At 71.6% G+C, this 26,707-nt stretch carries 28 protein-coding genes, 1 pseudogene and 1 riboswitch; of the genes and pseudogenes, 2 read left to right on the forward strand and 27 right to left on the reverse strand.

Annotation, left to right across the window (positions count from 1 at the left end):
• Positions 1-22: 22 nt before the first annotated feature.
• The 9 genes from AF335_RS30030 to rpsB all read right to left on the reverse strand — a co-directional run bounded on the left by AF335_RS30030 (position 23) and on the right by rpsB (position 9,806).
• Complete coding sequence (locus AF335_RS30030; protein WP_102921596.1) at positions 23-1,060, reverse strand: ABC transporter ATP-binding protein; 1,038 nt, start codon at positions 1,058-1,060, stop codon at positions 23-25.
• The gene (locus AF335_RS30035) at positions 1,060-2,673 is read right to left on the reverse strand and encodes an ABC transporter permease (protein ID WP_102921697.1); all 1,614 of its coding nucleotides are present in this window, start codon (positions 2,671-2,673) and stop codon (positions 1,060-1,062) included. The genes AF335_RS30030 and AF335_RS30035 overlap by 1 nt, the downstream gene beginning before the upstream one ends.
• 71 nt (positions 2,674-2,744) lie before the next feature.
• Positions 2,745-3,833: a thiamine ABC transporter substrate-binding protein gene (locus tag AF335_RS30040; protein ID WP_102921597.1), complete on the reverse strand. Its 1,089-nt coding sequence runs from the start codon at positions 3,831-3,833 to the stop codon at positions 2,745-2,747.
• Positions 3,829-3,933, reverse strand: a riboswitch (TPP riboswitch). It overlaps the preceding gene by 5 nt.
• Before the next feature lie 46 nt (positions 3,934-3,979).
• The gene (gene rlmN, locus AF335_RS30045; protein WP_102921598.1) at positions 3,980-5,089 is read right to left on the reverse strand and encodes a dual-specificity RNA methyltransferase RlmN; all 1,110 of its coding nucleotides are present in this window, start codon (positions 5,087-5,089) and stop codon (positions 3,980-3,982) included.
• A 165-nt stretch (positions 5,090-5,254) separates the two neighbouring features.
• A complete protein-coding gene (locus AF335_RS30050) occupies positions 5,255-6,355 on the reverse strand; it encodes a phosphatidate cytidylyltransferase (RefSeq protein ID WP_102921599.1) in 1,101 nt (366 codons plus the stop codon).
• Positions 6,355-6,912 (reverse strand): ribosome recycling factor, encoded by a 558-nt coding sequence (gene frr, locus AF335_RS30055; protein WP_087926038.1) that lies wholly within the window; start codon positions 6,910-6,912, stop codon positions 6,355-6,357. Before frr ends, AF335_RS30050 begins: the two co-directional genes overlap by 1 nt.
• Before the next feature lie 166 nt (positions 6,913-7,078).
• Entirely contained in the window at positions 7,079-7,858 is a 780-nt protein-coding gene (gene pyrH, locus AF335_RS30060) for a UMP kinase (RefSeq protein WP_102921600.1), read from the reverse strand.
• Positions 7,859-8,021: 163 nt separating this feature from the next.
• Complete coding sequence (gene tsf, locus AF335_RS30065; RefSeq protein WP_102921601.1) at positions 8,022-8,858, reverse strand: translation elongation factor Ts; 837 nt, start codon at positions 8,856-8,858, stop codon at positions 8,022-8,024.
• Between the two features lie 96 nt (positions 8,859-8,954).
• Positions 8,955-9,806: a 30S ribosomal protein S2 gene (gene rpsB / locus AF335_RS30070; RefSeq protein ID WP_087926041.1), complete on the reverse strand. Its 852-nt coding sequence runs from the start codon at positions 9,804-9,806 to the stop codon at positions 8,955-8,957.
• 314 nt (positions 9,807-10,120) lie between these two features.
• Between rpsB and AF335_RS30075 the strand changes: the two are divergent.
• A pseudogene (locus tag AF335_RS30075) lies at positions 10,121-10,657 on the forward strand (peptidoglycan DD-metalloendopeptidase family protein); the annotation flags it as partial.
• Between the two features lie 150 nt (positions 10,658-10,807).
• Here the strand turns inward: AF335_RS30075 and AF335_RS30080 are convergent.
• The 18 genes from AF335_RS30080 to proS form a co-directional block, all read right to left on the reverse strand.
• Entirely contained in the window at positions 10,808-11,365 is a 558-nt protein-coding gene (locus AF335_RS30080) for a TetR/AcrR family transcriptional regulator (protein ID WP_102921602.1), read from the reverse strand.
• Positions 11,366-11,450: 85 nt separating this feature from the next.
• Positions 11,451-12,287, reverse strand: a complete 837-nt coding sequence (gene whiG, locus AF335_RS30085) for an RNA polymerase sigma factor WhiG (RefSeq protein WP_102921603.1) — start codon at positions 12,285-12,287, stop codon at positions 11,451-11,453.
• 240 nt (positions 12,288-12,527) lie between these two features.
• Positions 12,528-13,706 carry a DNA-processing protein DprA gene (gene dprA / locus AF335_RS30090; RefSeq protein ID WP_102921604.1) on the reverse strand — a complete coding sequence of 393 codons (1,179 nt, stop codon included), beginning with the start codon at positions 13,704-13,706 and terminating at the stop codon, positions 12,528-12,530.
• A gap of 55 nt (positions 13,707-13,761) precedes the next feature.
• Positions 13,762-15,384: a YifB family Mg chelatase-like AAA ATPase gene (locus tag AF335_RS30095; protein WP_102921605.1), complete on the reverse strand. Its 1,623-nt coding sequence runs from the start codon at positions 15,382-15,384 to the stop codon at positions 13,762-13,764.
• Positions 15,384-15,743, reverse strand: coding sequence for a YraN family protein (locus AF335_RS30100; RefSeq protein WP_102921606.1), 360 nt, complete (start codon positions 15,741-15,743; stop codon positions 15,384-15,386). Before AF335_RS30100 ends, AF335_RS30095 begins: the two co-directional genes overlap by 1 nt.
• A gap of 82 nt (positions 15,744-15,825) precedes the next feature.
• Entirely contained in the window at positions 15,826-16,134 is a 309-nt protein-coding gene (locus AF335_RS30105) for a DUF2469 domain-containing protein (RefSeq protein WP_009714730.1), read from the reverse strand.
• Positions 16,135-16,173: 39 nt separating this feature from the next.
• Complete coding sequence (locus AF335_RS30110) at positions 16,174-16,665, reverse strand: NUDIX hydrolase (protein ID WP_102921607.1); 492 nt, start codon at positions 16,663-16,665, stop codon at positions 16,174-16,176.
• Positions 16,655-17,452: a signal peptidase I gene (gene lepB, locus AF335_RS30115; protein WP_102921608.1), complete on the reverse strand. Its 798-nt coding sequence runs from the start codon at positions 17,450-17,452 to the stop codon at positions 16,655-16,657. Before lepB (AF335_RS30115) ends, AF335_RS30110 begins: the two co-directional genes overlap by 11 nt.
• An 85-nt stretch (positions 17,453-17,537) precedes the next feature.
• Positions 17,538-18,602 carry a signal peptidase I gene (gene lepB, locus AF335_RS30120; protein ID WP_102921698.1) on the reverse strand — a complete coding sequence of 355 codons (1,065 nt, stop codon included), beginning with the start codon at positions 18,600-18,602 and terminating at the stop codon, positions 17,538-17,540.
• Positions 18,535-19,614, reverse strand: a complete 1,080-nt coding sequence (gene lepB / locus AF335_RS30125) for a signal peptidase I (RefSeq protein ID WP_102921609.1) — start codon at positions 19,612-19,614, stop codon at positions 18,535-18,537. Before lepB (AF335_RS30125) ends, lepB (AF335_RS30120) begins: the two co-directional genes overlap by 68 nt.
• Positions 19,607-20,431, reverse strand: a complete 825-nt coding sequence (gene lepB, locus AF335_RS30130) for a signal peptidase I (RefSeq protein ID WP_102921610.1) — start codon at positions 20,429-20,431, stop codon at positions 19,607-19,609. The genes lepB (AF335_RS30125) and lepB (AF335_RS30130) overlap by 8 nt, the downstream gene beginning before the upstream one ends.
• 51 nt (positions 20,432-20,482) lie before the next feature.
• Positions 20,483-20,830, reverse strand: a complete 348-nt coding sequence (gene rplS / locus AF335_RS30135) for a 50S ribosomal protein L19 (RefSeq protein ID WP_087926051.1) — start codon at positions 20,828-20,830, stop codon at positions 20,483-20,485.
• Positions 20,831-20,962: 132 nt separating this feature from the next.
• Positions 20,963-21,778 (reverse strand): tRNA (guanosine(37)-N1)-methyltransferase TrmD, encoded by an 816-nt coding sequence (trmD, locus tag AF335_RS30140; RefSeq protein WP_102921611.1) that lies wholly within the window; start codon positions 21,776-21,778, stop codon positions 20,963-20,965.
• Entirely contained in the window at positions 21,778-22,374 is a 597-nt protein-coding gene (gene rimM / locus AF335_RS30145; RefSeq protein ID WP_102921612.1) for a ribosome maturation factor RimM, read from the reverse strand. The genes trmD and rimM overlap by 1 nt, the downstream gene beginning before the upstream one ends.
• Before the next feature lie 90 nt (positions 22,375-22,464).
• Entirely contained in the window at positions 22,465-22,704 is a 240-nt protein-coding gene (locus AF335_RS30150; protein WP_020868149.1) for an RNA-binding protein, read from the reverse strand.
• A gap of 2 nt (positions 22,705-22,706) precedes the next feature.
• Positions 22,707-23,147, reverse strand: a complete 441-nt coding sequence (gene rpsP, locus AF335_RS30155; RefSeq protein ID WP_087926054.1) for a 30S ribosomal protein S16 — start codon at positions 23,145-23,147, stop codon at positions 22,707-22,709.
• A gap of 157 nt (positions 23,148-23,304) precedes the next feature.
• Complete coding sequence (locus tag AF335_RS30160) at positions 23,305-23,898, reverse strand: hypothetical protein (protein WP_102921613.1); 594 nt, start codon at positions 23,896-23,898, stop codon at positions 23,305-23,307.
• A 222-nt stretch (positions 23,899-24,120) separates the two neighbouring features.
• On the reverse strand, positions 24,121-25,536 hold the full coding sequence (gene proS / locus AF335_RS30165) for a proline--tRNA ligase (protein ID WP_095579112.1): 1,416 nt from the start codon (positions 25,534-25,536) through the stop codon (positions 24,121-24,123).
• Positions 25,537-25,826: 290 nt separating this feature from the next.
• Here proS and AF335_RS30170 point away from each other — a divergent pair, with 290 nt between their 5' ends.
• Entirely contained in the window at positions 25,827-26,672 is an 846-nt protein-coding gene (locus tag AF335_RS30170) for a class I SAM-dependent methyltransferase (RefSeq protein WP_102921614.1), read from the forward strand.
• The last annotated feature ends 35 nt before the right edge of the window (positions 26,673-26,707 follow it).

Genomic DNA, 26,707 nt, shown 5'->3' on the forward strand with positions numbered 1-26,707 from the left:
CAGCCAGGCCCTTACGGCCGTCTCAGGGGCCGTCCAGCACCACGACCTCGCCCGCGTCGAACACGACGCCGACCCGGTCCCCCACCTCGGGTGCGCCCCGCAGCCCGCACGCCGCCTCCAGTTGCGGCCCGTCGGCGGGCCGCAACAGCACCACCACATGGTCGCCCCGGAACGTCCGGCCGGTCACCGTGCACGGCAGCCCGCCGGCCTCTCGCCCGTCCGGCACCAGCCGCACACCCGCCGGCCGTACGAGCAGCCGGCGGTCGCCCGCGGGCGTACCGGCGGGCACCGGGATCCCGCCCCACACCGTGTCCGCCCTCCCACCGCTCACGCGCGCCGCGACCACGTTGTCGAACCCGAGGAAGCGGGCCACGAACTCCGACGCGGGCCGCTGCCACACCTCCAGGGGCGTCCCCGCCTGGGCGATGCGCCCGTCGCGCATCACCACCACCCGGTCGGCGAGCGCGAACGCCTCGCCCTGGTCGTGGGTGACGGCCAGCACCGTGGTGCCCAGCCGGCCGAAGAGCTCGCGCAGCTCCACCACCAGCCGCTCGCGCAGACCGCGGTCCAGCTGGCCGAGCGGCTCGTCGAGCATCAGCAGCCGGGGCCGGGGCGCGAGGGCGCGAGCGAGCGCCACCCGCTGCTGCTCACCGCCGGACAGCGCCGCGACGGCGCGCCGCCCCGCGCCCGGCAGCCCCACCAGCTCCAGCAGCTCGGCGACCCGGCGCTCCGTCTCGGCACGGCCCACCTTCCGCACGCGCAGTCCGAAGGCGACGTTGCCGCCGACGTCGCGCTGCGGGAAGAGCTGGTGGTCCTGGAACATCAGACCCACCTCGCGGCGGTGCGTGGGCACGCCCTCCTGGTCGTTCCCGGACAGGAGCACCCGCCCGGCGTCCGCCCGCTGGAGCCCCGCCACCACCCGCAGCAGTGTGGACTTCCCGCTTCCGCTCGGGCCGAGCACACACACCGTCTCGTGCTCGGCGACCTCCAGGTCCACCGCGTCCAGCGCGGCGCGTTCCCCGAAACGGACCGTGACGCCGTCCAGTCGCAGCAAGGACATCAGAACTCTCCCGAACGGTCGGTGCGGATGCGCTCCAGAACCAGCAGCGCCGTCGCGCACACCAGCATCAGGATCGTGCTGAGGGCCATGGCCTGCCCGTAATTGAGCTCACCGGCGCGGCCCAGCAGCCGGGACACGGCCACCGGAAGGGTCGGGCTGTCGGGGCGGGCGATGAACACCGTCGCGCCGAACTCCCCCAGGGACACCGCGAACGCGAAGCCCGCCGCGACCGCCAGCGCCCTGCCGACCAACGGCAGGTCCACCTCGCGCCACGCGCGCAGCGGGGACGCGCCGAGCACCGCGGCGGCCTCGCGCAGCCGGGCGTCCACGGCGCGCAGCACCGGCAGCACGGTCCGGACGACGAAGGGCACGCCCACCAGCGCCTGTGCCAACGGCACCAGGATCCACGACGTGCGCAGGTCCAGCGGCGGCTCGTCCAGGGTGATCAGGAAGCCGAAGCCCACGGTCACGGCGGAGGTGCCGAGCGGCAGCATCAGGAGCGCGTCGAAGCCCCGGACGAGCCGGCCCGCGCGCCGGGTCAGCGCGGCGGCGGCCAGCCCACCGACGACCAGGGCGATCCCGGTGGCGGCCAGCGCGTACGCCAGGGAGTTGCCGAGGGCCTCCAGCGGGGCGACGGTGAACGTACCGCCGCTGCCGCCGGCGGAGGCCAGGGCGCGGTAGAAGGCCAGGCCGTAGCCGTCGGGCCCGTCGAAGGAGCGCAGCACGAGCACGACCAGCGGCACCAGGACCAGCAGGGCGATCACGGTGAGCACACCGCCCAGCAGCGCCCACTGGGCGGGGCCGCGCGGGCGGCGCGCGGTGTGCGCGGCGTCCACCAGCCGCAGGGCGGACTCGCGGCGGCGCACGGTCCGGGCGTGCACACCCAGCAGCACGGCGACCGCGACGAACTGCAGGAGCGTGAGCACCGCGGCCGTCGGCAGGTCCAGGAGCTGTGCGGTCTGCTGGTAGATCTCCACTTCCAGCGTGGCGTAGCGGGGTCCGCCGAGGATCTGGACGGCGCCGAAGGAGGTGAAGGTGAAGAGGAAGACCATCAGGGACGCGGCGGCCACGGCCGGCGCGAGGGCGGGCAGGGTGACCCGCCGCCAGGCGGCGAACCGGCCCGCGCCCAGCACCCGGGCGGCCTCCTCCTGGCGCGGGTCGAGCTGTGCCCAGAGGCCGCCGACGGTCCGGACGACCACGGCGTAGTTGAAGAACACATGGGCGAGGAGGATCGCCCAGACGGTGGTGTCCAGCCGGACGCCCCACATCTCGTCGAGCAGCCCGCCCCGGCCGAGCAGCGCCAGGAAGGCGGAGCCCACGACGACGGTCGGCAGCACGAAGGGCACGGTCACCACCGCCCGCAGCAGCCGCTTCCCGGGGAAGTCGAAGCGGGCGAAGACGTACGCGCCGGGGAGGGCGAGGGCGAGCGTCAGGGCCGTGGAGGCGGCCGCCTGCCAGGTGGTGAACCACAGGACGTGGCCGATCGCGGGGTCGGTGAGCACCTCGCCCACGCGCCCGAAGCGCCACCGGCCGCCGTCCTTGAGCCCACGGAGGACGATGGCGGTGACGGGGTAGGCGAAGAAGACCCCGAAGAAGGCGAGCGGCACGGCCATCAGGCCGAGCCGCACCGCCGTCCGCCGGAGCGCCGGCCGGGAGCCCGGCCGGCGGGGCGTCCGGCGGGCCGCTACTTCAGGACGATCGAGGACCATGCCTTGACCCACTGCTCCCGGTTCTTGGCGATCTTCTCCGGGTCGAGGGTGTGGGGATCCGTGACCTTGGCGCCGTACTTGGTGAACAGCTCGGGCAGCGCGGCGTCCTGGTTGACGGGCCGGACGAACATCTGGAGGGGCATGTCCTCCTGGAACCTCCTGCCCAGCAGGAAGTCGATCAGCGCCTGGCCGCCCTTGGTGTTCTTGGCGCCCTTGAGCAGCCCGGCGAACTCCGTCTGCTGGAAGCAGGTGCCGGTCGCGACGCCGGTGGGCGCCTCCTTGGGCTCCGGCTTCACGCCCATCACCTCGGCGGGCGGGCTGGAGGCGTAGGAGACGACCAGCGGCTTGTCGCCCTTGGCCTTCTTGCCGCCGGCCGAGCCGGAGAAGCGCTCGCTGTACGCCTGCTCCCAGCCGCTCACGACCTCGACGCCGTTGGCCTTGAGCTTCTTCCAGTAGTCCTGCCAGCCGTCGTCGCCGTACTTGGCGGCGGTGGCGAGCTGGAAGGCGAGGCCGGGCGAGGAGGTGGCGGCGTTCTCGGTGACGAGGAGGTTCTTGTACTCCGGCTTGATCAGGTCGTCGAGGGACTGCGGCGGTGCCAGCTTGTGGTCGGCGAAGTACGCGCGGTCGTAGTTGACGCAGATGTCGCCGGTGTCGACCGGGGTGACCCGGTGCCGGGCGGCGTCGGCCTGGAGGTTCTTCGGCACCCGGTCCAGGCCCTTGGCCTCGTAAGGCGTGAAGAGGTCCTGGTCGAGCGCCCGGGAGAGCAGGGTGTTGTCGACGCCGAAGAAGACGTCGCCCTGCGGGTGGCTCTTGGAGAGGATCGCCTGGTTGACGGCCGAGCCGGCGTCACCGCTCTTGATCACCTTGACGGTGTAGCCGCTCTCCTTCTCGAAGTCCTTCAGGACGCCGTCCGAGACGACGAAGGAGTCGTGCGAGACGAGGGTGACGGTCTTGCCGCCGTCCGCCTCGCCGGAGCCGCCCGAGCCGCCGCAGGCGGCCAGTACGGGCAGGCCGAGCGCGGCGACGACGGCCGCCCCGAGGGCACGCCGGAGATTGGTGTTCATGAAGATGCTGACTCCCTACGCCGGTATGACCCGGATCAGGTCCGAGGGTCTGCGGCCTGTGCCGCACTCTCAGCGCTCGCGCGCTCCCCTGTCGGATTGTTCATTTGTGCGAAGGCACAGTATCAGTGCGCCTCCGGTGGGCCGGCTCAGCGCTCGGTGGCCGCCAGCTGCCCACAGGCGCCGTCGATCTCCTGGCCCCGGGTGTCCCGGACGGTCACCGGCACACCGTGGGCGGCGATCGCCTCGACGAAGGCCCGCTCGTCCTCCGGGCGGGAGGCCGTCCACTTGGAGCCCGGGGTGGGGTTCAGCGGGATGAGGTTGACGTGCACCCGCTTGCCCTTGAGGAGCCGGCCGAGGAGGTCGCCACGCCACGCCTGGTCGTTGATGTCACGGATCAGGGCGTACTCGATGGAGATCCGGCGGCCGGACTTCTCGGCGTACTCCCACGCGGCGTCGAGGACCTCGCGGACCTTCCAGCGGGTGTTGACGGGCACCAGGGTGTCGCGCAGCTCGTCGTCCGGCGCGTGCAGCGAGACGGCGAGGCGGCACTTGAAGCCCTCGTCGGCGAAGCGGTGCATCGCCGGGACCAGGCCGACGGTGGAGACCGTGATGCCGCGCTGGGACAGGCCGAGGCCGTCCGGCTCGGGGTCGGTCAGGCGGCGGATGGCGCCGACGACCCGCTTGTAGTTCGCGAGGGGCTCGCCCATGCCCATGAAGACGATGTTGGACAGCCGGGCGGGACCGCCCGGGACCTCGCCGTCGCGCAGGGCGCGCATGCCGTCCACGATCTGGTGGACGATCTCGGCGGTGGACAGATTGCGGTCCAGGCCCGCCTGGCCGGTGGCACAGAACGGGCAGTTCATGCCACAGCCGGCCTGGGAGCTGATGCACATGGTGACCCGGTCGGGGTAGCGCATGAGCACGGACTCCACCAGCTTGCCGTCGTGCAGGCGCCAGAGGGTCTTACGGGTGGTGTCGTCGTCGCACGAGATGTGCCGGACGACACTCATCAGCTCCGGCAGCAGCTCGGCCGCGAGCTTCTCGCGGGCCGCCGCCGGGATGTCCGTCCACGCCGCGGGGTCGTGCGCGTACCGGGCGAAGTAGTGCTGCGACAGCTGCTTGGCGCGGAACGGCTTCTCGCCGATCGCGGCGACCGCCTCACGGCGCTCGGCAGGCGAGAGGTCGGCAAGGTGCCGCGGCGGCTTCTTGGCCCCACGGGGGGCGACGAACGTCAGTTCTCCAGGCGCGGGGGCCATGAGCGGAAACTCCTCGTTGACGACTGCGGATGATCTCCGCGATCGCGGAGCCGGCGGCGGCAAGAAGCCGGGACCCGGAGACCTCACGGGAGCACCCCCGCGGGCGCGGGGCCGGAAAAGGGCCCGCCGCACAGCGACGAGCCCTTCCAGGGTACCTGGCCCGGCTCAGGAGCCGACGAAGACGACCATCAGCAGCCAGACCACCGGTGCGGTCGGCAGCAGGGAGTCCAGCCGGTCCATGATCCCGCCGTGGCCGGGCAGCAGCGCGCCCATGTCCTTGATGCCGAGATCACGCTTGATCATCGACTCCCCGAGGTCGCCCAGCGTGGCGCTGGCCGCGACGGCGAGACCGAGCAGCAGACCCTGCCACCACACCCCGTCGTCGATCAGGAAGTGCATGCACAGTGCACCCGCCACCATGGCGAACGCCACCGCGCCCAGCAGGCCCTCGCGGGTCTTCCCGGGGCTGATGCGCGGCGCCAGCTTGCGCTTGCCGAACTTCCAGCCCACGGCGTACGCGCCGGTGTCGCTGACCACCGTGAGGATCAGGAAGGTCAGCACCCGCCACGCGCCGTCGCCCGCGGCCAGCATCAGCGCCACGAAGGTGGCGAGGAACGGTACGTAGAACGCCGCGAAGATGCCCGCCGTGACGTCCTTGAGGTAGTCGTCCGGCGGCTCCGTCATGCGCCATACGAGCACGGCCAGCGCGGTGAAGGCCATGGCCACCCACGCGCCCTCGGCGCCGCTCGCATAGCCCGCGATGACCATCGCGGCACCACCGAGCGCCAGCGGCACCAGGGGGGCCTTGACGCCCTTCTTCTCGCTGAGCCGGGAGGTCAGCTCCCACAGCCCGACGACGACGGCGAGCACGATGACGCCGAGGAAGACGGGCTTGTAGATGAACAGGGAGGCGATGATGACCGCGCCGAGGCCCAGTCCCACCCCTATCGCGGCCCGCAGATCGCGGCCGGCGCTCTTCTTCCCCGACTGCGGGGCCTGCGGGGAAGCGGGCACCGGGGGCGGGTCCTGGGGCCGGATGTCGGGCTCCTGTTCATCGCGGAACAGGGGGCCGCGAAGGTGTGCGGCCCCCTGGTCACGGTCGTCCTGGTCTCCGCCTGCGGCGGGCACGATGGGCATGGGGCGAGTCTGCGCCGCGTCGCCCGCCTCGCGCACAGGACCCGCCGAGGGGGCCGCAGAGGAGGGCCCCCGGTCGGTGGACCCCCAGTACGCGGCGCCCTGCGGGGTTCCCCAGGATGTCTCGTTCATCAGACCTCGAGGAGCTCGGCTTCCTTGTGCTTGAGCAGCTCGTCCACCTGCGCGACGTACTTCGCGGTGGTGTCGTCGAGCTCCTTCTCCGCGCGGCGCACCTCGTCCTCGCCGGACTCCTTGTCCTTGACCAGCTTGTCCAGGGCGTCCTTGGCCTTGCGGCGGATGGAGCGGATCGAGACCTTGGCGTCCTCGGCCTTGGTCTTGGCGACCTTGACGTAGTCCCTGCGGCGCTGCTCGGTCAGCTCCGGGAACGTCACCCGGATGATGTTGCCGTCGTTGCTCGGGTTGACGCCGAGGTCCGAGTCACGGATCGCCTGCTCGATGTTGCGCAGCGCGGTCTTGTCGAACGGCGTCACCACGGCCATGCGCGGCTCCGGCACCGAGAAGGACGCCAGCTGGTTGATCGGCGTCAGCGCACCGTAGTAGTCCGCCACGATCTTGTTGAACATCGCCGGGTGCGCACGCCCGGTGCGGATCGCCGCGAAGTCCTCCTTGGCGACCACAACGGCCTTCTCCATCTTCTCCTCGGCCTCGAGGAGGATCTCTTCGATCACCACTTGCTCCTGGTGTTATCAGTAAGCAGAGCCTCGCCCCTGCGCGCGTCTTCTCCTGCACGGTGTCCGACCGGCAGGCCGTTGTCCATCCCCGTGCCGAGGTCTTCCCACGGCACGGTGTTGCCGTCCGTGTGGGCGTGAACGCCACGGACGGCCGTACGAGCCGTCAGGCCCGCGTGCTCTCGTCGCTCACGAGCGTGCCGATCTTCTCACCCTTGACCGCGCGGGCGATGTTGCCCTCGGCCAGCAGCTCGAAGACCAGGATCGGGAGCTTGTTGTCCATGCACAGGGAGATGGCGGTGGCGTCGGCGACCTTGAGGCCGCGGGAGAGCACCTCGCCGTACTCGAGAGCGTCGAACTTCACCGCGTCGGGGTTCTTCTTCGGGTCGGAGTCGTAGACCCCGTCGACGCCGTTCTTGCCCATCAGGATCGCCTCGGCGTGGATCTCCAGGGCGCGCTGGGCGGCGGTGGTGTCGGTGGAGAAGTAGGGCATGCCCATGCCCGCGCCGAAGATGACGACGCGACCCTTCTCCAGATGGCGTACCGCGCGCAGCGGAATGAACGGCTCCGCGACCTGGCCCATGGTGATGCCGGTCTGCACCCGCGTCTCGATGCCTTCCTTGACCAGGAAGTCCTGGAGGGCGAGGCAGTTCATGACGGTACCGAGCATGCCCATGTAGTCCGACCGGGCCCGGTCCATGCCGCGCTGCTGGAGCTCGGCGCCGCGGAAGAAGTTGCCGCCACCGATCACGACGGCGATCTCGTACCCGTCGCGGACGACCGCCGCGATCTCGCGGGCGATCGCGTGCACGACATCGGGGTCGACACCGAGGCCCCCGCCGCCGGCGAATGCCTCGCCGGACAGTTTCAGCATAAACCGGCGGCGTTTGCCGTGGTCAGCGCTCTTGTCTTCGGCGGTCTGCCGGGCGTCCGCACCCTGATTCATTGGAGATCTCCTCGTGCACATACGAAGAAGGCCATTGCCGGACGGGTCCTTATCAGATCCCTCTGCGGCAATGGCCTCCTCGTCACATCAGCGGCCGACCGGTGACGGGCCGGCTGCATACGACCCTAGCGGGTCGCAGGTCAATCGCTGCCCTGCTACAGGCTCAGGCGCCGACGCGGATGCGCGCGAAGCGCTTCAGCGTGACACCGGCCTCGTCCAGGATCTTCTGGACGGTCTTCTTGTTGTCCTTCGCGAAGGGCTGGTCCAGCAGGACCTGCTCCTTGAAGAAGCCGGTGACGCGACCCTCGACGATCTTCGGCAGGGCGGCCTCGGGCTTGCCCTCCTCGCGAGCGGTGGCCTCGGCGACGCGGCGCTCGTTCTCGACGACGTCGGCCGGGATGGCGTCACGGGTCAGGAACTTCGGCGCGAAGGCGGCGATGTGCTGCGCGACGTCCTTGGCGACCTCGGCGTTCTCCTTGTCCAGCTCGACCAGCACGCCGACCTGCGGGGGCAGGTCCGCGGCGGTGCGGTGCATGTAGGAGTAGACCTTGCCGTCGGCGTACTGCGCGAAGCGGTCCACGACGATCTTCTCGCCGAGGGTGGCGTTGGCCTCGTCCACGAACGCCTGGACGGTCTTGCCGGCCTCGATCTCGGACGCCATGAGCGCCTCAAGGTCGGCCGGGGCGCTCTTGGCGATGTGGGCGGCCAGAGCGTCGGCGACGGTGACGAACTTGTCACCCTTGGCGACGAAGTCCGTCTCGCACTTCAGCTCGACGATGACACCGGAGGTGTTGTCGTCGGCGATGGAGGTGACGACGGCGCCGTTCTCGGTGGTGCGGCTCTCGCGCTTGGCCACACCCTTCAGACCCTTGACGCGGACGATCTCGACGGCCTTCTCCAGGTCGCCGGCAGCCTCGTCCAGCGCCTTCTTGCAGTCCATCATGCCGGCGCCGGTGAGCTCACGGAGCTTCTTGACGTCAGCGGCGGTGAAGTTCGCCATGGTGAATCTCTCTCGAAAGTCGTTGACTACGGGTGCACGGCGGGGGGCGGCGCTGCTCGCGCCGACCCCCGCCGTTCAACTACCGGGACTGAGGTGTCAGGCCTGCTCGGCGTCGGCCGCCGGAGCCTCGGCCGGGGCCTCGGCGGGCTTCTCGGCCTCGTCGTCGGCCTTCTTCTCGCCCTCGAGCAGGTCGCGCTCCCACTCGGCGAGCGGCTCGCCGGCGGCCTTGTCGGCCTTGGCGTCACCGGTGGCGGCACCGGAACGGGCGATGAGGCCCTCGGCGACGGCGTCGGCGATCACACGGGTCAGCAGGGTGACGGAGCGGATCGCGTCGTCGTTGCCCGGGATCTTGTAGTCGACCTCGTCGGGGTCGCAGTTGGTGTCGAGGATCGCGACGACCGGGATGCGCAGCTTGCGCGCCTCACCGACGGCGATGTGCTCCTTCTTGGTGTCCACGATCCAGACGGCGCTGGGCACCTTCTGCATCTCGCGGATACCGCCGAGGGTCTTCTCCAGCTTGCTCTTCTCGCGGGAGAGGACGAGCAGCTCCTTCTTGGTGAGGCCGGAGGCGGCCACATCCTCGAAGTCGATGAGCTCGAGCTCCTTCAGGCGCTGCAGGCGCTTGTAGACGGTCGAGAAGTTGGTGAGCATGCCGCCCAGCCAGCGCTGGTTGACGTAGGGCATGCCGACGCGCGTCGCCTGCTCGGCGATGGCCTCCTGGGCCTGCTTCTTCGTACCGACGAACATGATGGAGCCACCGTGCGCGACGGTCTCCTTGACGAACTCGTAGGCGCGGTCGATGTACGACAGCGACTGGAGCAGGTCGATGATGTAGATGCCGTTGCGCTCCGTGAAGATGAAACGCTTCATCTTCGGGTTCCAACGACGGGTCTGGTGACCGAAGTGGACGCCGCTCTCCAGCAGCTCCCGCATCGTGACGACGGCCATGGCCGCGCTCCTTGAAATACTCGGTTCCACGGCGGCCGGGCGGCCGCCGCTCCTGACGCCCCGACGTGCCCGCCGCGGTAGGTGCCTTTGCGAGGAACCGTTCCGCGGACCGAGTGACACGGCCACCGGGCTGCCCGAAAGGGACTGACGCGCCGGTAGCGGGGCGTGCGAAGTCGATCCGGTCACCCGGATCGCCATGAGAAGTGTACGGGACCGGGGAAGGCCCGGGTGACGGCGTTGTCCACAACCCGCGAGTAGTCCACCGGTCACGGCCAAGATCCCCGCGGTTCGGCGGGGTGCGCCACGGTGCTGCCATGACCTTCGCCCCACACCTTCCCCGGCCCTTCCGAAGCGGTCCGCGCCACCCCGGCCGGGCCCTCGGCCGCCTCGCACGAGCGGTCACTCTCCGTGTATTACCGCTGGTCATCGCATGCATCACAGTCGCCACAGCCTTCACGCAGGCCCCAGAAAACGCCTTGGTGAACGCCTCGGCCGCCGGACCGCCCGTCGAGCGGGAGCGGGTCCCGGGCGACCGCGCCTGGCCGGTGAGCGGGGCCCGCACGGCCCGGCCGTCGATCGTCCGGGCGTGGGACCCGCCACCGGTCCCCTGGGCCTCGGGGCACCGCGGCGTGGACCTCGACGCCCGCGCGGGCGCCCCCGTCAGGGCGGCCGCCCCGGGGACGGTGTCCTTCGCCGGGACGGTCGCCGGGCGCGGCGTGGTCGCCGTCGAGCTGTCGGGGAGCGGGGAGCCGCCGCTGCGCATCACCTACGAGCCGGTGCGGCCGTCGGTGCGGAAGGGCGACGCGGTGCCCGCGGGGGCACGGGTCGGCAGTCTCCAGTCGGGGCCCTCCCACTGCCCGGCGGGGTGCCTGCACTGGGGACTGCTCCGCGGCGGGACGTACCTCGACCCCTTGAGCCTGCTGCCGCCGTGGATGCTGCGCCGGCCGCCGTCCCGGCTGCTGCCGCTGACCGGCCCGCTGGGGCCGCTCGCGCGGGCGGTGTCAGCCGCGGACCCCGCGCAGGGCCATGGAGACGGCCGCCTCGGTGATCCGGTCCGGCTCCTCGGCCGCGCCGAGCTCGATACGGCGGACGGCGGCGTCCACGACGCCCTGGAGGAGCATGGCCGCCAGCCGGGGCTGGTCGTGGCCGAGGCCGACGAGGGCCTCGACGACCATGGCGATCAGGCCGCCGTGGGCGGCGCGGATCTTCTCGCGGGCGCCCGCGTCCAGCTCCCCGGCCGAGATGGCGACCACGGCCCGGTGCCGGCGGTCGCCGACGAGCGCCAGCTGCCGTCGCACATACGCCTCGATCTTCGCCTCGGGCGTGTCCTCGCGCTCCATGGCGGCCTCGACCTCCGCCGCCCAGACGGGGAAGTCGACGGCGCACAGCTCCTCGACCACGGCCGCGCGGGAGCGGAAGTACTCATAGACCGAGGACCGGGCCAGGCCGGTCCTCTCCGCCAGCGCGGGGAAGGTCAACGCCTCCGTACCGCCTTCGGACAGCAGGGAGCGGGCAGCGTCCAGCAGGGCGTCGCGCTGCATAGTCCGGTGCTCGGCCACGGAGGCCGCTCGAATCCTGGGCACGGCCCCACTTTACGGATATCCCCTGACCGGGACGACGCTGGTGGGAGGTTTCCCTCCGCGGTCAGCGCCCGACGTCCGCGAGCTTCGCCCTCAGCTGAAGCACGGACTTGGTGTGGATCTGACTGACCCGGCTCTCCGTGACACCGAGGACATGGCCGATCTCGGCGAGCGTGAGGCCCTCGTAGTAGTAGAGGGTCACCACGGTCTTCTCCCGCTCGGGGAGGGTGTTGATGGCGCGGGCGAGCAGCCGGCGCAGCTCGCGGTCCTCGGCGACCTCCACCGGGTCGTCCGCGGCGGTGTCCTCCAGGGTGTCCATCAGGCTCAGCCGCTCGCCGCCGTCCACGCCGACGTGCAGCAGGTCCTCCAGGGCCACCACATTGGCCAGCGACAACTGGCTGAAGACGGCGTGCAGTTCCTCGACGGCGATGCCCATCTCGGCCGCCACCTCGGCCTCGGAGGGCGTACGCCGCAGCGCCGCCTCCAGGGTGGCGTACGCGCGCTCGACCGCCCGGGCCTTCTGCCGGACCGAGCGCGGGATCCAGTCCAGCGCCCGCAGCTCGTCGATCATCGCCCCGCGGATGCGGGTGATGGCGTAGGTCTCGAACTTGATCTCCCGCGCGGGGTCGAACTTCTCGATGGCGTCGATGAGTCCGAAGACGCCGGAGGACACGAAGTCCGCCTGCTCGACATTGGGCGGCAGGCCGACGCTGACCCGGCCCGCCACGTACTTCACGAGCGGCGAGTAGTGGAGGATCAGCTGCTCCCGCAGCCGCTCGTCGCCCGAAGCCTTGTACGACCGCCACAGCTCATCGAGGGTCGAGGGAGCGGGAGGGCGCACGGGGCCGCGCGCCGCGGGTGGCGCCGCCGCGCGATCGGACCCGGAGGTGTGCTGGGGCATTCGTCGTCTTGAGCCGTTCTGCTGTGACGTGAAGGGAGAGGTACGAATGGCTGGATTCCCGTGAGCGTAGCGTGACTGTGGCGCTGCGGTGCGCGAGGAGAGCCCCTTCGGTTGATATGCAGATACGTTCCACTTTCCGTGGCCCCGGTGCACGGCGGCCGGGCGTCCGGTGACCGTGCCGGGCCCGCCGTATCGGTTCCCACGGTCGTCCCCTTAACCCTTTCACCCGATCGCCCCAGGTCAAGAACCGCCTCGCCGCGTGGTGGGGCGCCGTCCGAGGGGCTTGGGGGTGCCGGATGTTGACGGCGGGTCGGCCAACTTCCAGTGATCACCGTGACGTTCGACGAAGCCCAGGGCCCGGAGTTCATGGAGGCCACCGAGGGTGCGGTCCCTGCTCAGACCGGCGTTCCGGGCGATGGTCCCCGGGGTGCCGCCGGTTCCTCCGGGGACCGCGTCGAGCACAGTGGCCGCGGCGGGTGGCAGCAGGTCGCGCGCCACGACGGGCCCTCGCCGCTCGGGGGCGAGTTCGCCGATGCCGCCGACGAGCTCGACGATCTCGTCGGCGTCGGTCACCAGGTGGGCCTCCTCGCGCAGCAGTTCATGGACACCGGCCGAGAGCCCCGAGGTGACCGGGCCGGGGACGCCCATCGTCTGCCTCCCCAGCCGCCGGGCGCACCGCGCCGTGACCAGCGATCCGCTGCGGTACTGGGCCTCGACGACCACCGTTCCCCTGGTCAGGGCGGCGATGACGCGGTTGCGGAGGACGAAACGGCTGCGGGTGGGATGGCCGCCGGGCGGCAACTCGGCGAGCACCAGACCCTGTTCCGTGATCCGGTCGATCAACTCGGCGTGTCCGCGTGGATAGGGCACGTCGACCCCCGAGGCCAGCACGGCCACCGTGGCCCCGTCGGCGGCGAGGGCACCTCGGTGCGCCGCGCCGTCGACTCCGAAGGCCGCCCCGGAGACCACCACCCAGCCGCGCTCGGCGAGGCCGGCGCCGAGGAGGGTCGCCACGTGCGAGCCGTAGTCGGTGCAGGCCCGGGCGCCGACGACGGCGACGGAGCGCAGGGCCCAGAACCTCAGATCGGCGGTGCCGCGCACCCAGAGCCCCAGGGGGCGGGCGTCGTCGAGGTCGTCGAGCTGGCGGGGCCATTCCGGGTCGCCGGGGACGAGGAAGCGGCCGCCCAGCCGGGCGATGGCGTCGAGGTCGCCGTGGGGGTCGAGCGCGGCGGCCCGCGCCAGGCACCCCGCGAGCCGCTCCTCGCCCGCGCCCGGCGGCGCGGGCCCGGCCCCCGTCAGCCCCCGCACCAGCGCCTCGGGCCCCATCTCGCGCAGCCACCGGCCGACGCGCTCGTCCCCCGGCTCGGTCAGCCGCGTCAGCGCGGCCCGCGCCAGGCGGTCCGGGGCGGGGGCGGTCATGACGGCCCCTCGGTCCGCGCCGCGACGCGACGTCGGCGCATATCCCGGGCCGCCATCAGCGCGCTCCCGCCTCGACCGGCACACCGCGGCCGACGCCGGTGCGCAGCTGGAGGGCCTGTGCCACGTCGTCCGCGTCCGGCCGGGAGTGCCCGGCCAGGTCGGCGACGGTCCAGGCGACCCGGAGGACGCGGTCGAGCCCACGGGCCGTCAGCAGGCCGCACTCCATGTCGCGCTCGGCCTCCGCCAGGGCTCCGGGCAGCGGGTGCCAGCGGGTCCGCAGCTCATGGCCGGGCACCTCGCCATTGGTCCGCCAGGGCGTCCCACCGAGGCGGGCCGCCGTCCGCTCCCGCGCCTCGCGCACCCGCGCGGCGACCGTCGCGGTGTCCTCCACCGCGCCGTCCCGGCCGGTGAGTTCGGCCCGGGTGACCGCCTCGACCCGGACCCTGAGGTCGACCCGGTCCAGCAGGGGCCCCGAGAGCCTGCCCTGATAGCGGCGGACGGCGGCCGGAGCGCAGTCGCACCCCTCACCGAACTGCGAGTGCCGACCGCAGGGGCAGGGATTCGCCGCCAGCATCAGCAGAAACCGGGCGGGCATCCGCATCATCCCGGCGGAACGGGCCACCACGACGCTTCCCGACTCCAGCGGCTGTCGCAGGGCGTCCAGCGCCCGCCCACTGAATTCAGGCGCTTCGTCCAGAAAAAGCACACCTCTATGAGCAAGGGACACCGCGCCTGGTCTCGGCTGGCCGTTGCCCCCGCCCACCAGGGAGGCCATCGTCGCCGAGTGGTGCGGCGCGCAGTACGGCGGGGCGTCCACCAGCGGCTTGCCGGGCGGCAGGACTCCGGCGACGGAGTGCACCGCCGTGACCTCCAGGGCCTCCTGGGACGTCAGCGGTGGCAGCAGCCCCGGCAGACGCTCGGCCAGCAGGGTCTTGCCCGCGCCGGGCGGGCCCTTGAGATAGAGGTGGTGGCCGCCCGCCGCCGCGATCTCCAGGGCCTTGCGGGCCTGCCGCTGCCCCGCGACCTCCGCCAGATCGGGCGTCCGGGCCGCGCCGTCCGGGCCGCAGAGCGCGCCCGACCCCAGACCCAGCCCCGGCACCGCCAGCCCCGCCAGCATCGGGTCGGGCCGGCCCTCCTGGGGCGGGTCCTCCTCCTCGGGGACCGGCTCGTCCGTCAGAACGGCGATGAGCTGACGGAGGCTGCGCACCCCGAGGACCGAGACACCGGGCACGAGAGCGGCCTCCGCGGCCGTGCGCTCGGGGACGACGACCTGGCGGTACCCCGCGTCGGCGGCGGCCAGGACCGCGGGGAGGACACCGCGGACGGGACGGACCCGGCCGTCGAGACCCAACTCGCCGATCATCATCAGATCGGCGATCTCACGCGGGTCGACCCGCTCGGCCGCGGCGAGCACCGCGCAGGCCACCGCCAGATCGAAACCGCTGCCACCCTTGGGGACCGAGGCCGGGCTCAGACCGACCGTCAGCTTCTTCTGGGGCCACTCCGCCCCGGAGTTCACGACCGCCGCGCGGACCCGGTCGCGGCTCTCCGAGAGGCTCTTGTCGGGCAGGCCGACCAGGGTGAAGGCCGCGACGCCCGGCTCCAGATCGGCCTGGACCTCCACGACCACGCCCTCGACGCCCACCAGGGCCACCGAGCACGTACGGGCGAAACCCATCAGGCCGCCCCCTTGACGTGCTCGACGGCGGGCGCGCCCCGGTCGGGGACGACCACGCCCACCACGTCGATCCGCACCCCGCCCGGGGGCGGGCCGCCGTTCCGCTCCAGCCAGCGCCCGGCCAGCAGCCGCAGCCGCTCGGCCTTGGCCGGGGTGACGGCCGCCATCGGGTGTTCGTACACACCCGCGCGGCGGGTCTTGACCTCGCACACGACCAGGGCGTCCGCGTCGAGGGCGACCAGATCGATCTCGCCCTCCCGGCACCGCCAGTTCCGGTCCAGGATGACGATCCCGGCCTCGGCGAGCCGCCTGGCGGCCAGTTCCTCGCCGTAGCGGCCCAGGGCTCCTCGGGCGTTCATCGGCACCACCTCCGGCACCGACTCTGCCGCCACCGCCCCGATCTATTGGATCTTGGTGGACAACCCGGCGGTTGTGGACAACTCAGCCACCCGGAAGGTCGAGGTCGCTCTTGTTGAGCTCCTCGATGTTCACGTCCTTGAAGGTGAGCACCCGCACCTGCTTCACAAAGCGGGCCGGCCGGTACATGTCCCACACCCAGGCGTCGGCCATCGAGACCTCGAAGAAGACCTCGCCCTGCACCGAGTGCACCTGCATCTCGTAGTCGTTGGTGAGGTAGAAACGCCGCTCGGTCTCGATCACGTATTTGAACAGACCGACGACGTCGCGGTACTCCCGGTAGAGCTTCAGCTCCATCTCGGTCTCGTACTTTTCGAGGTCCTCGGCGCTCATGGCATGTTCCCCTTCAGCCGTGCGTCCCCCTATTGTGCGTCAGGCGCGCTCCGTCTCAAGAAGCACCGGCGTACGCGGGGGCCCCTCGTCGAGCAGCGTACGCAGCAGCCCGGCGAGCTTGGTCGGATACACCGTCTCACGGGTCGCGAGGAGTTCCTCGCACGTCCACCAGCGCAGGCCCGTGACGCTGCGCCGTTCCAGGTCCGTCTCTCCGCCGGTCCACACGGCCGGCTGCCGGGTGCGCGCCAGGTAGTAGCACTCGTCCTGGTCCCAGCGGCGGCCGTCGAACGGGAAGGAACAGACGCGCCGCCAGAGCAGCGGCCCCAGTTCGATGTCCGTGACGCCCGTCTCCTCGGCCAGCTCCCGGCGGGCCGCCTGCTCCCAGCTCTCACCGGGCTCCAGGCCGCCGCCCGGAGTGAACCACCAGGTCGTCGAGGGGTCCTCCGGTTCGAGGCCGTGGATCAGCAGCACCCGGTCGGCCGGGTCGAGGAGGACGACCCGCGCGGCCTTGCGGAGGTTCTCATCGCACACGTTCCGCCGTCCCCTCCTTCCTGCCCTCGCCGTCCCTTCCGGCGTCCCTTCCGGCGTTCCCGCCGGTGCCGCGCCGGGGCCTCAGCAGGGCCACGACCGGCCCGTACGCCGCGCCGCCCAGGATGAGCACCGCACCGCCGACGACCGCGGCCAGCACCAGCGGCAGCGGCCCCGGCCGGGACGTGCCGCCCGGCAGGGCGGCGAACGACTCCGGCCTGTCCATCATGCCCCAGCCGCTCATCGGCCAGGCCGTGGCGTCCACCCGCCCCTGGACCGCCTCCCGGGGCACCGAGCCGTGGGTGGCGTCGGCCAGGTGGGAGCGGGAGTCGATCGAGGTCATGCGGTGGTCGCCGATGAGGAAGAGCTGCCCCTGCGGGACATCGGCGGAGAACCCGGTGGGCGACGCCGGGCCACCGCCCCGCAGATACGGTTCCTCTACAGGCTTCCCGCCGACCGTCAGCCGGCCCCGGTCGTCACAGCACCGGACGGTGTCGCCACCGACGCCCACCACGCGCTTGATCATGGGTACGTCGCCCCATGCCTTGTCCTTGAAGACGACGATGTCGCCGCGCCGCACCTCGCTGCCGTCGACGCGCTCGGCCAGCACCCGGGTGCCCTGCCCGATGGTCGGCGTCATCGAGTCGGTGGGGACGGTGTACGGCTGGTACAGCAGCGCGCCCCAGACGAATCCCCCCAGGAAGAGCACACAGCCGACGGCCACGGCCAGCCCGGACAGCACCCTGCCCGCGCGGCCGTGGCCGTCGCCCGTACGTCCCGCTCCGCTCATCCCCCAGCTCCCGCCCGCCTCGAAAAGACCGGATCCCCTGCCCGAGGGCAGGGGATCGCACACTACCGGGCGGTACGGACGCGAGTCAGCCCTTCGACGAGGTCCTGTCCGCCGCGCTCTTCAGCGCCGCGACGGACGTGGTCCGGCCGAGCAGCCGGCGCCGCCGCCACAGGACCAGCGGCACCGCGCCCGCGAAGCCGAGCGCCGGGGGCACGGCGGCGGCCGCGGCGTTCAGCCCCGGCTGGTCGAAGGTGCCCGGGACGGGCAGGAAGGACCAGCGGTTGACCGGCCAGGCGACGACGATGGCGCGGCCGACGACGTCGCTGACCGGCACCGTGCCCTCGTACAGCGTGGGGTGGTAGCGCGAGTCCAGGGAGTCCTGGCGGTGGTCGCCCATCACCCAGATGTGGTCCTTGGGCACCTTGATGGGGCCGAAGGGCTTGTCGTCACAGGGCGAGTTGCCCGGGTAGATGTACGACTTCTCGTCGAGCGCCTTGCCGTTGACCTTCACCGGGCCGCCGGCGCCCGAGCACTCCACGGTGTCGCCGCCGACCGCGATGACCCGCTTGATGAGGTCGCGCTCCTCGGCGGAGGGCATCAGCCCGATGAAGCTGAGCACCTTCTGCACACCGCCGCCCAGCGGGCCGGTCTCCTGCGGCTGGGTCTCGGGGCCGAGCCAGCTCTGGCCGCCCTTGCCCGGGTCGTGGAAGACGACCACCTCGCCCCGCTCGGGCTTCGCCCCGAACCACGGCGTCAGCTTGTCGACCAGCACCCGGTCGCCCCGCTGGAGGGTGTCCTGCATCGAGTCCGAGGGGATGGAGAACGCCTGGACCAGGAAGGTCTTGATGACCAGCGCCAGCACCAGGGCGATGCCGATCAGGATCGGCAGTTCCTTCCAGAAGGACCGCTGTTTCTTCGGCCGGGTCGCGCTCGGGCCCTCGCCGTCCTCGTCGGGCGTCACGCCATCGCTCCCCGCGTCCTTCGGCCCGTCCGGGCCCTCGACGCCGGATGCCTGGGCCGTTACGGGCGCCTGGGACAAGGCCGCTTCGGGCGCTTCGCCACCGGGCGTCCCGCCGCTCGCCTCAGCCCCTCCGGGCCCCTCGGGTCGCTTCTCGGGCTCTCCGTGACCGGAACGTGCGCCGACCGCCAAGTCCCCCACATCCGCTCCTCTCTCCACTCTGCTGCCTGTCGCACATACGACGCAGGCCCACCACTCCCATAACGAGCGGGAGTTCCGCAGGGGTCGGGAGCTGGATCGATCCGTTCTGATCCATGGAGGACACACTATTCGGCGAATCCGCCGCCCGCGCCCCCGCGCGCGGCGCGTCCCGCACCGAAACAAAGGTGTCCGGTTCCGAAAGGCTCCGCCAGTGGCCGAGCGGCCAGGCGATCACCGCGGCCCGTCCGACCACCAGCTTCTCCGGGACCGTACCCTGGCCGGGGTCGTCCAGGTGATAGCGCGAATCGGCGGAATTCGAGCGGTGGTCCCCCATGACGAAAAGCCGGCCCTCCGGCACCCGCACGGTGAACTCCAGCTTCGACGGCGGATTTCCCGGATTGACGTACGGCTCGTCGAGCGGCGTTCCGTTGACGGTGATTTTGCCGTTCCTGTCACAGCACTTGACGGTGTCCCCGCCCGTACCGATGACCCGCTTGATCAGATCCTGTTCGCCGGCCGAGGGCAGCAGCCCGATGAAGGTCAGGGCCTGCTTCACCTGCTTGACCCCCACCGGGTCCGGCCCGGCTCCGGTCTCCTCGCCCTCGAGCCAGCCGCCCGGGTCCTTGAAGACCACCACGTCGCCCCGGGCCGGCCGGGAGCCGAACCAGGGCGTCAGCTTGTCCACCAGCACCCGGTCACCGATGCGGATCGTCTGCTCCATGGAGCCGGACGGAATCACAAACGCCTGCACCAGGAACGTCTTCAGCACCAGCGCGATCAGCAGGGCCACCGCTATGAGGATCGGCACCTCCTTGACCACGGACCGGCGCCGGCGGCGCTCGACCCGCCGCGCGGCCTTCCGGCGCGCCGCCCTGCCGCCCGCACGCCCGGGGGCACCGCCACCGCGGAACCCCGCCGGACCGGCCGGACCGGACTCCCCGGGGCCGGCCGGATCGGCCACCCCCGGGGAGTCCGCGGCGCCCGTGCGCCCGTGGCTACCCATGGGGTCCGGGCCCCGGCCCCGCGGAGTGGCCCGCCCCCGGGGCCGGTACGCCGTCGAAGGCGTCGGGCTGCCGCAGCGAGGACATCCGGCCGAACGGCCAGCCGATCCAGTCGACCCGTCCGATCACCTTGCCGACCGGGACCGTGCCCCCACCCGGCTCGCCGAGGTGGTCACGCGAGTCCCGGGAGTCGCCGCGATGGTCGCCCATCACCCACAGCCGCCCCTGCGGCACCACGATGTCGAAGGGCACCTCCGAGGGCTCGTCGCCCGGATGGAGGTAGTCCTCGCTCACCGGCCGGCCGTTGACCATGAGCCTGCCCCGCGCGTCACAACAGGTGACCCGGTCGCCGCCCACGCCCACGACCCGTTTGACGTAGTCGGTCTGCGCCGGGCGCATGAGGCCGACGGACGATGCGCCCTTACGGACCAACGCCGCCACCGGGTTCTCGACGGGCGCCTCCTGGACGAAGGAGCCCCGGCCGTCGAAAACCACCACGTCACCGCGGAGCGGCTCGTCCCCGAAGCGGTAGGCGAGCTTGTTGACCAGCACCCGGTCCCCGATCCGCAGCGTGTTCTCCATCGAGCCGCTGGGGATCAGGAAGGGCTGGACGACGAAGTTGCTCAGCAGGAGCAGGAAGACCAGGCAGGCCGTGAGCAGCAGGCCCGCCCGGCGCATCGCACCGCCGCCCCTGAGCCAGGCCCCGGCGGCGCGCGCCGCGGAACCCGGGGAAAAACGCGAGGAGCGCGACCCCCGCTCCTCCCCCGCAACGGGTTCTGGAGAGTGGTCGCGCTCCGAAAGCTGTACGTCGGTGTCCATCGAGCCGAAAGCCTATCCGGCCCCGGCCGGGCCCGGACTCCGACCTCAGGCTCAGTTGTCGCGCTTCTCCTTGATCTTCGCGGCCTTGCCGCGCAGCTCACGGAGGTAGTACAGCTTGGCGCGACGGACGTCACCGCGGGTCACGAGCTCGATCTTCTCGACGATCGGGGTGTGCACCGGGAAGGTACGCTCCACGCCGACGGAGAAGGAGACCTTGCGGACCGTGAAGGTCTCGCGCACGCCGTCGCCCTGGCGGCGGATGACGACACCCTTGAACTGCTGCACACGGGAGCGGTTGCCCTCGATGACGCGAACGTGGACGTTCACGGTGTCGCCGGGGCGGAAGGACGGGACATCGGTGCGCAGCGAAGCGGCGTCGACGTTGTCGAGAAGGTTCATGACCGTCTGCTCTCCTCGCTGATGCCACAGGTCATCAGCGGAAAATCGAAATGATGATGGGGGTCGTGCGTTGCACCGGGCGGACGTCGTTCCCCCTGTGGCAGGGGCGCGCGCCGGGCGCAAGGCAACGGCTTATTCTTCCACGTCCGGGGCCACTCGCCAAAATCGGCCGTCGGGGCCCGGGCCCCAGCCCAGGATCGAGAGCATCTCGCGGTCCTTCTTGTCGAAGACCGCCGGGTCCGCGCGCTCGATCAGGTCGGGCCGGTTCGCGACCGTACGCCGGAACGCCTCGTCGCGGCGCCACCGGGCGATCTTGCCGTGGTGGCCGCTGAGCAGGACGTCCGGGATGCCCCGGCCGCGCCACTCCGGGGGCTTGGTGTAGACCGGGCCCTCCAGCAGATCGGCCATGGCGCCGGGCGCGAAGGAGTCGTCGCGGTGCGACTCGGCGTTGCCGAGGACGCCGGGCAGCAGCCGGGCGATGGCCTCGACCATGACCAGCACCGGGGCCTCGCCGCCGGCCAGGACGTAGTCGCCGATGGAGACCTCGCGGACGTCGGCCCGGTCGCCGTACTCCTCGATGACGCGGCGGTCGATGCCCTCGTAGCGGGCGGGTGTGAAGACCAGCCACGGCTTCTCGGACAGCTCGACGGCGAGCGCCTGGGTGAACGGCCGGCCGCTGGGCGTGGGCACGACGATGACGGGCTTGTCGTCGCCGGTCCCGGACTCGATGACCGCGTCCAGCGCCTCGCCCCAGGGCTCGGGCTTCATCACCATGCCGGGGCCGCCGCCGTACGGCGTGTCATCGACGGTGTTGTGCTTGTCGTGGGTCCATTCCCGCAGGTCGTGGATGCGCACATCCAGCCGGCCGCGGGCGCGCGCCTTGCCCACGAGGGAGACGTTCAGCGGCTCCAGGTACTCCGGGAAGATCGTGACGACGTCGAGTCGCATCAGACGTCACCCTTCGCGTCGCCGGACTCACCGGTCACGTCGGTCTCGGCACCCTCGGCCTCACGCGCGCTCGCGACGACGGCCTCGGAGCTGTCGATCAGACCGGGCGGCGGGTCGATGACCGCCCGCTGCTCCTCCAGGTCGATCTCCGTGACGATCTCGCCGACGAAGGGGATCATCACCTCGCCGCCGTCCGGGCGCTCCACGATGAACAGGTCCTGCGCGGGCAGGTGCGCGATCTCCGTGATCCGGCCGATCTCCTCGCCGTCGACGGTGACGACGTCCAGGTCGATCAGCTGGTGATCGTAGAACTCCTCGGGGTCCTCGGGACCCTCCTCGGGGTCGACCTCGGCGATCAGGAGGATGTTGCGCAGCGCCTCGGCGGCCGTGCGGTCCTTGACGCCCGCGAAGCGCAGCAGCAGCCGGCCGCTGTGCACCCGGCCGGTCTCGATGGTCAGCGGACCCGCGCCGGCGGGGTCCGTGGCCAGGACGGCGCCGGGGCCGAGCCGGAGCTCGGGCTCGTCCGTACGCACCTCGATGCTGACCTCGCCCTTGATCCCATGGGCACGGCCGATCCTGCCGACGACAAGCTGCACTTTCTGTACCTCTGCTTTTCCGTACGAACGCGACAACGGGCCGGGAAGGGCCGTGGCCCTTCCCGGCCCGTGCCGGTGCTCAATCGCTTCTCAGCGGACCTGGTCGACGTCGACGAGGTCGACGCGGATGCCACGGCCGCCGATGGCGCCCACGACGGTGCGCAGTGCGCGTGCGGTGCGGCCGTTACGACCGATCACCTTGCCGAGGTCGTCGGGGTGGACCCGGACCTCCAGCACACGCCCGCGCCGCAGGTTGCGGGATGCGACCTGCACTTCGTCGGGGTTGTCGACGATGCCCTTTACGAGGTGCTCAAGGGCCTCCTCGAGCATCCTCAGGCCTCGGTCGACTCAGCGGACTCGGCCGCGGCGGCCTCGTCCTTCTTCTCCGACTTCTTGGCCTTCGGGGTGATGGCCTCACCCTTCGCGGCGCCGGCCTCGAGACCCTTGGTGAACTCGTCGAACGCGCGACGCTTGTCCTCCTTGGTCGCGGGGAGGAGCATCGGGGCCGGGGCCGGCAGACCCTTGAACTTCTGCCAGTCGCCGGTGACCTTGAGGATGGCCATGACGGGCTCGGTCGGCTGCGCGCCGACGCTCAGCCAGTACTGGGCACGCTCGGAGTCGACCTCGATGCGCGAGGGGTTCTGCACCGGGTGGTACAGACCGATCTCCTCGATGGCCCGGCCGTCACGGCGGGTACGGGAGTCGGCGACGACGATGCGGTAGTGAGGCGAACGGATCTTGCCCAGACGCTTCAGCTTGATCTTGACTGCCACTGGAGTGGTGTCTCCTGGTCTTGACGTGGTTGGGCACAACGGGATGCCACGTGGGGTTGCGGCACTCGGAGTGCCCGAATGGACGCGTCAGCCGGAGGAGAGAGGGGTCCTATGCGACTGTCGAGTACAGCGACCCATTGTGCCATACCGCTCCAGGTCAGCCGACCGAGACCGCCTCGGGGATCCGGAAAGGCTGACCGCACCCACCGCACATGATCGGCGCCTGTGCGAGCACGGAGGGCACGACCCGAACATTTCGGCCGCAGTCGCACACCGCCTTGACGCGCACCCCTCCGCCGGACGAGCCGTGTCGCGCGGCCGGACCGCGGAAGGTGCGCGAGGTGTCCACCGCCGTGGTGGCGACCGTGTGCGCCTTCAGGGCCCGCTGCAGTCTGTCGATGGTCGAGCGGTAGCGCTTGCGCGCCTCCGGATTGAGTACGACCAGCGAGAAGCCGCTGCTGGGATGCGGCTCCTCGCTGTGGTCGAGCCCCAGCTCCTCGGCGATCGCCAGGAACCGGCGATTGTGGTAGCGGCCGGCTCGCGAGGTGTCACGGACACCGCGGGCGGCCGCGATGCCGTGCACTGCCTCGTGCAGCAGCCGTTCGAAGGAGAGCTCGGCGCCGCATGCGGACGACGACTCCCCGATCAAGGATTCGGGCGCGGCAAGATCCGGCAGCTCGGGGTGGTACCGCTGAATGTCGGCCCACGCCTGCGCCAGCTCTGCGGCGAGAACAGGTGGTGTCGTGCTCACGTCGTGACAACGAGCAGAGGTGGCCCGGTGTTCCGATACCGGGCCATCCCAAATATTTTGCACGTACCAGTCAGTTTCATGCTCATGCGTCGCGACGAGGGCGGGTGCGCAGATCTGTGGAGAACCCGCGCACCCGTTCGCAAGCCGGGACGTACTGACTCCTCGGTAAGCGCGCATCACGGGGGCGTACCGGAAGGAGCGCCCCCGCGCGCGGCGGCTACGTCAGTAGGCGCGGGCCACGATGGCGATCGTGCCCGGAGCGTCGTCCGCGTCCGGCACGGAGCCGTCCTCGCCGACCAGGCAGCGCACCGACACGGCCTGCTCGGCCAGCTTGGCCTCGCCCTCCGGACCGAGGTCGGCCCACGGGATGCGCGCCCAGCCACCGGCCACGGCGGCCTCGGCGGCCTCCTCGATGGTCGCCACGTCGGTCGTACGGGCCTCACGGCGCTCGCGGGACTCCGCCAGCAGCGTGGCCTGGTCCTCCTCCAGGACCTTCGGCAGCAGCGCGACGAGCTCGTCGAGGCGGACGGGCGCCTTGCCGCCGGGGATCCGGCGGGCCAGCATCGCGGTGCCGTTCTCCAGGTCGCGCGGACCGACCTCGATGCGCACCGGTACGCCCTTGAGCTCCCAGTCCACGGCGCGGCGGCCGAAGGGGGTGTCCGTGCGGTCGTCGACCTGCACGCGGATGCCGGCGGCCTTGAGCTGGTCGCCGATCTCGCGGACCTTGGCGATCACCGCGTCGTCACCCTTGATCGCGAGGACGACGGCCTGGACCGAGGCGAGACGCGGCGGGACCCGCAGGCCGCTGTCGTCGCCGTGGGACATGATCAGACCGCCGACCATGCGGGTCGAGACGCCCCAGGAGGTCTGCCAGACCATCTCCTGCTGCCCGTCCTTCGACAGGTAGGAGGTGTTGAACGCCTTGGCGAAGTTCTGGCCCAGCTCGTGGCTGGTGCCCATCTGCAGGGCCTTGCCGTCGCCCATCATGCCCTCGAGGGTGAGGGTGTTGATGGCGCCCGCGAAGCGCTCCTTGGCCGTCTTGCGGCCCAGGACGACATCGATGCCCAGGACGTTGACCATGAAGTCGTAGTAGACGTCGCGGTGGATCCGGGCGGCGTAGTCGCGCGCGTCCTCGTAGGTGGCGTGGGCGGTGTGACCCTCCTGCCAGAGGAACTCGCTGGTGCGCAGGAAGACGCGCGGGCGCATCTCCCAACGGACCACATTGGCCCACTGATTGATCAGCAGGGGCAGGTCGCGGTAGCTCTGCACCCACTTGGAGAAGTACTCGTTGATGATCGTCTCGGAGGTGGGCCGGACGACGACCGGCTCGTCCAGCTCCTTGCCGCCGCCGTGCGTGACGACCGCGAGCTCGGGGGCGAAGCCCTCGACGTGCTCGGCCTCCCGCGTCAGGTAGGACTGCGGGATGAAGAGGGGGAAGTACGCGTTGGAGGCGCCCGCGTCCTTGATGCGCGCGTCCATCTCCTGCTGCATGCGCTCCCAGAGCCCGTACCCGTACGGGCGGATGACCATGGTGCCGCGCACCGGGCCGTTGTCGGCCAGCTCGGCCTTGTTGATCAAGTCCTGGTACCAGCGCGGGAAGTCGTCCGCCTGGGGGGTGAGAATGGGAGCCTTTGCCATGGTGCGAATGGTACGGGGCCGATCCGTCCGAGCGTGAATCCCCTCCTCGCCGGCCCTCGCGGCGGACCGCCCGCCGGGGTGCGCGCCACCCCCGGCTTCCCGTGCGCGGGCACGCGGCACATGCCATCGTGGGCATACGGGCAGTGTTCTCGCGCCACCCTCTGGACTCGGGGACGGAAGCGGAGTTCTCTGGCAATACGGGGGTGCTTCACAGCAGCGCGCACGGCAGCACATGGGGGCGGGGCAGATTCGGGCACGCACACGTCTCTCGGCGGATTGGGGCGCTTTCGATGACACCAACGCTCGTGCGGCGGCACCTGCCGTCCTCTTCGTCGCCCGGGTCCATGACCCGGGCCCGCGACTGGGCGGAGATCCAGGAACGGATGCTGGTGCCGCTCTACGAAGCGGTGTACGAACGGCTGGAGGTCGGGGCCGGCACCCGGCTGCTCAGCCTGGGCTGCGGTTCCGGACTGGCCCTCCTGATGGCGGCGGGCCGGGGCGCCTCGGTCCGCGGGGTCGACACCGACGGACGGCGCCTGGCCCTGGCCCGTGAGCGCCTGCTGCCGGAGGACGCCCGCGAGGACGGCGCGCACCTGGGGCACGGCGGCCCGGAGTCCGTCGTGGACCCCGGCGGTACGGCCTTCAACCTCATCACCGCCTTCGACCCGCTGTACTGCGCGGGCGGCAGCGCCCGGGGCATGGCCGGGGCGCTCGCCCGGGCGGCCGGCCTCGCCGAGCACGGCGCCCCGGTCGTCCTGGCCGGCTGGGGCCCCCAGGAGCGCTGCGCGGCCTCCGGAGCGCTCAGGGTCGCGGCCCGGCTCGCGGACCCCATGTGCGCCCCCGCCCGCTGGCGCCCGAGCGGGCGCGACGACCTGGAGGAGCTCGCCCAGCGGGCGGGGCTGCGCCCCGACGGCTCGGGCCGGGTGGCGTGCCCGTACGGCTACGCCGACATGGGCAGCGCGGTGCGCGGCATGCTCTCCACGGGCGCGTTCGACGCGGCGGCACGGGCCACGGACGAGGAGCAGGTCACCAAGGAGCTGACCGAGGCGCTCCATCCTTACCTGCGTCGTGACGGCACGGTCTGGATGCCCAATGTCTTCCGCTATCTGATAGCCCGGGTCCAGCGCACGCCGTAAGGACGCGCGCGAGCCTTACGGCGCGAGGGGACGCG

Source organism: Streptomyces eurocidicus (assembly GCF_002891295.1).
In the GTDB taxonomy this organism is placed as follows: domain Bacteria; phylum Actinomycetota; class Actinomycetes; order Streptomycetales; family Streptomycetaceae; genus Streptomyces; species Streptomyces eurocidicus.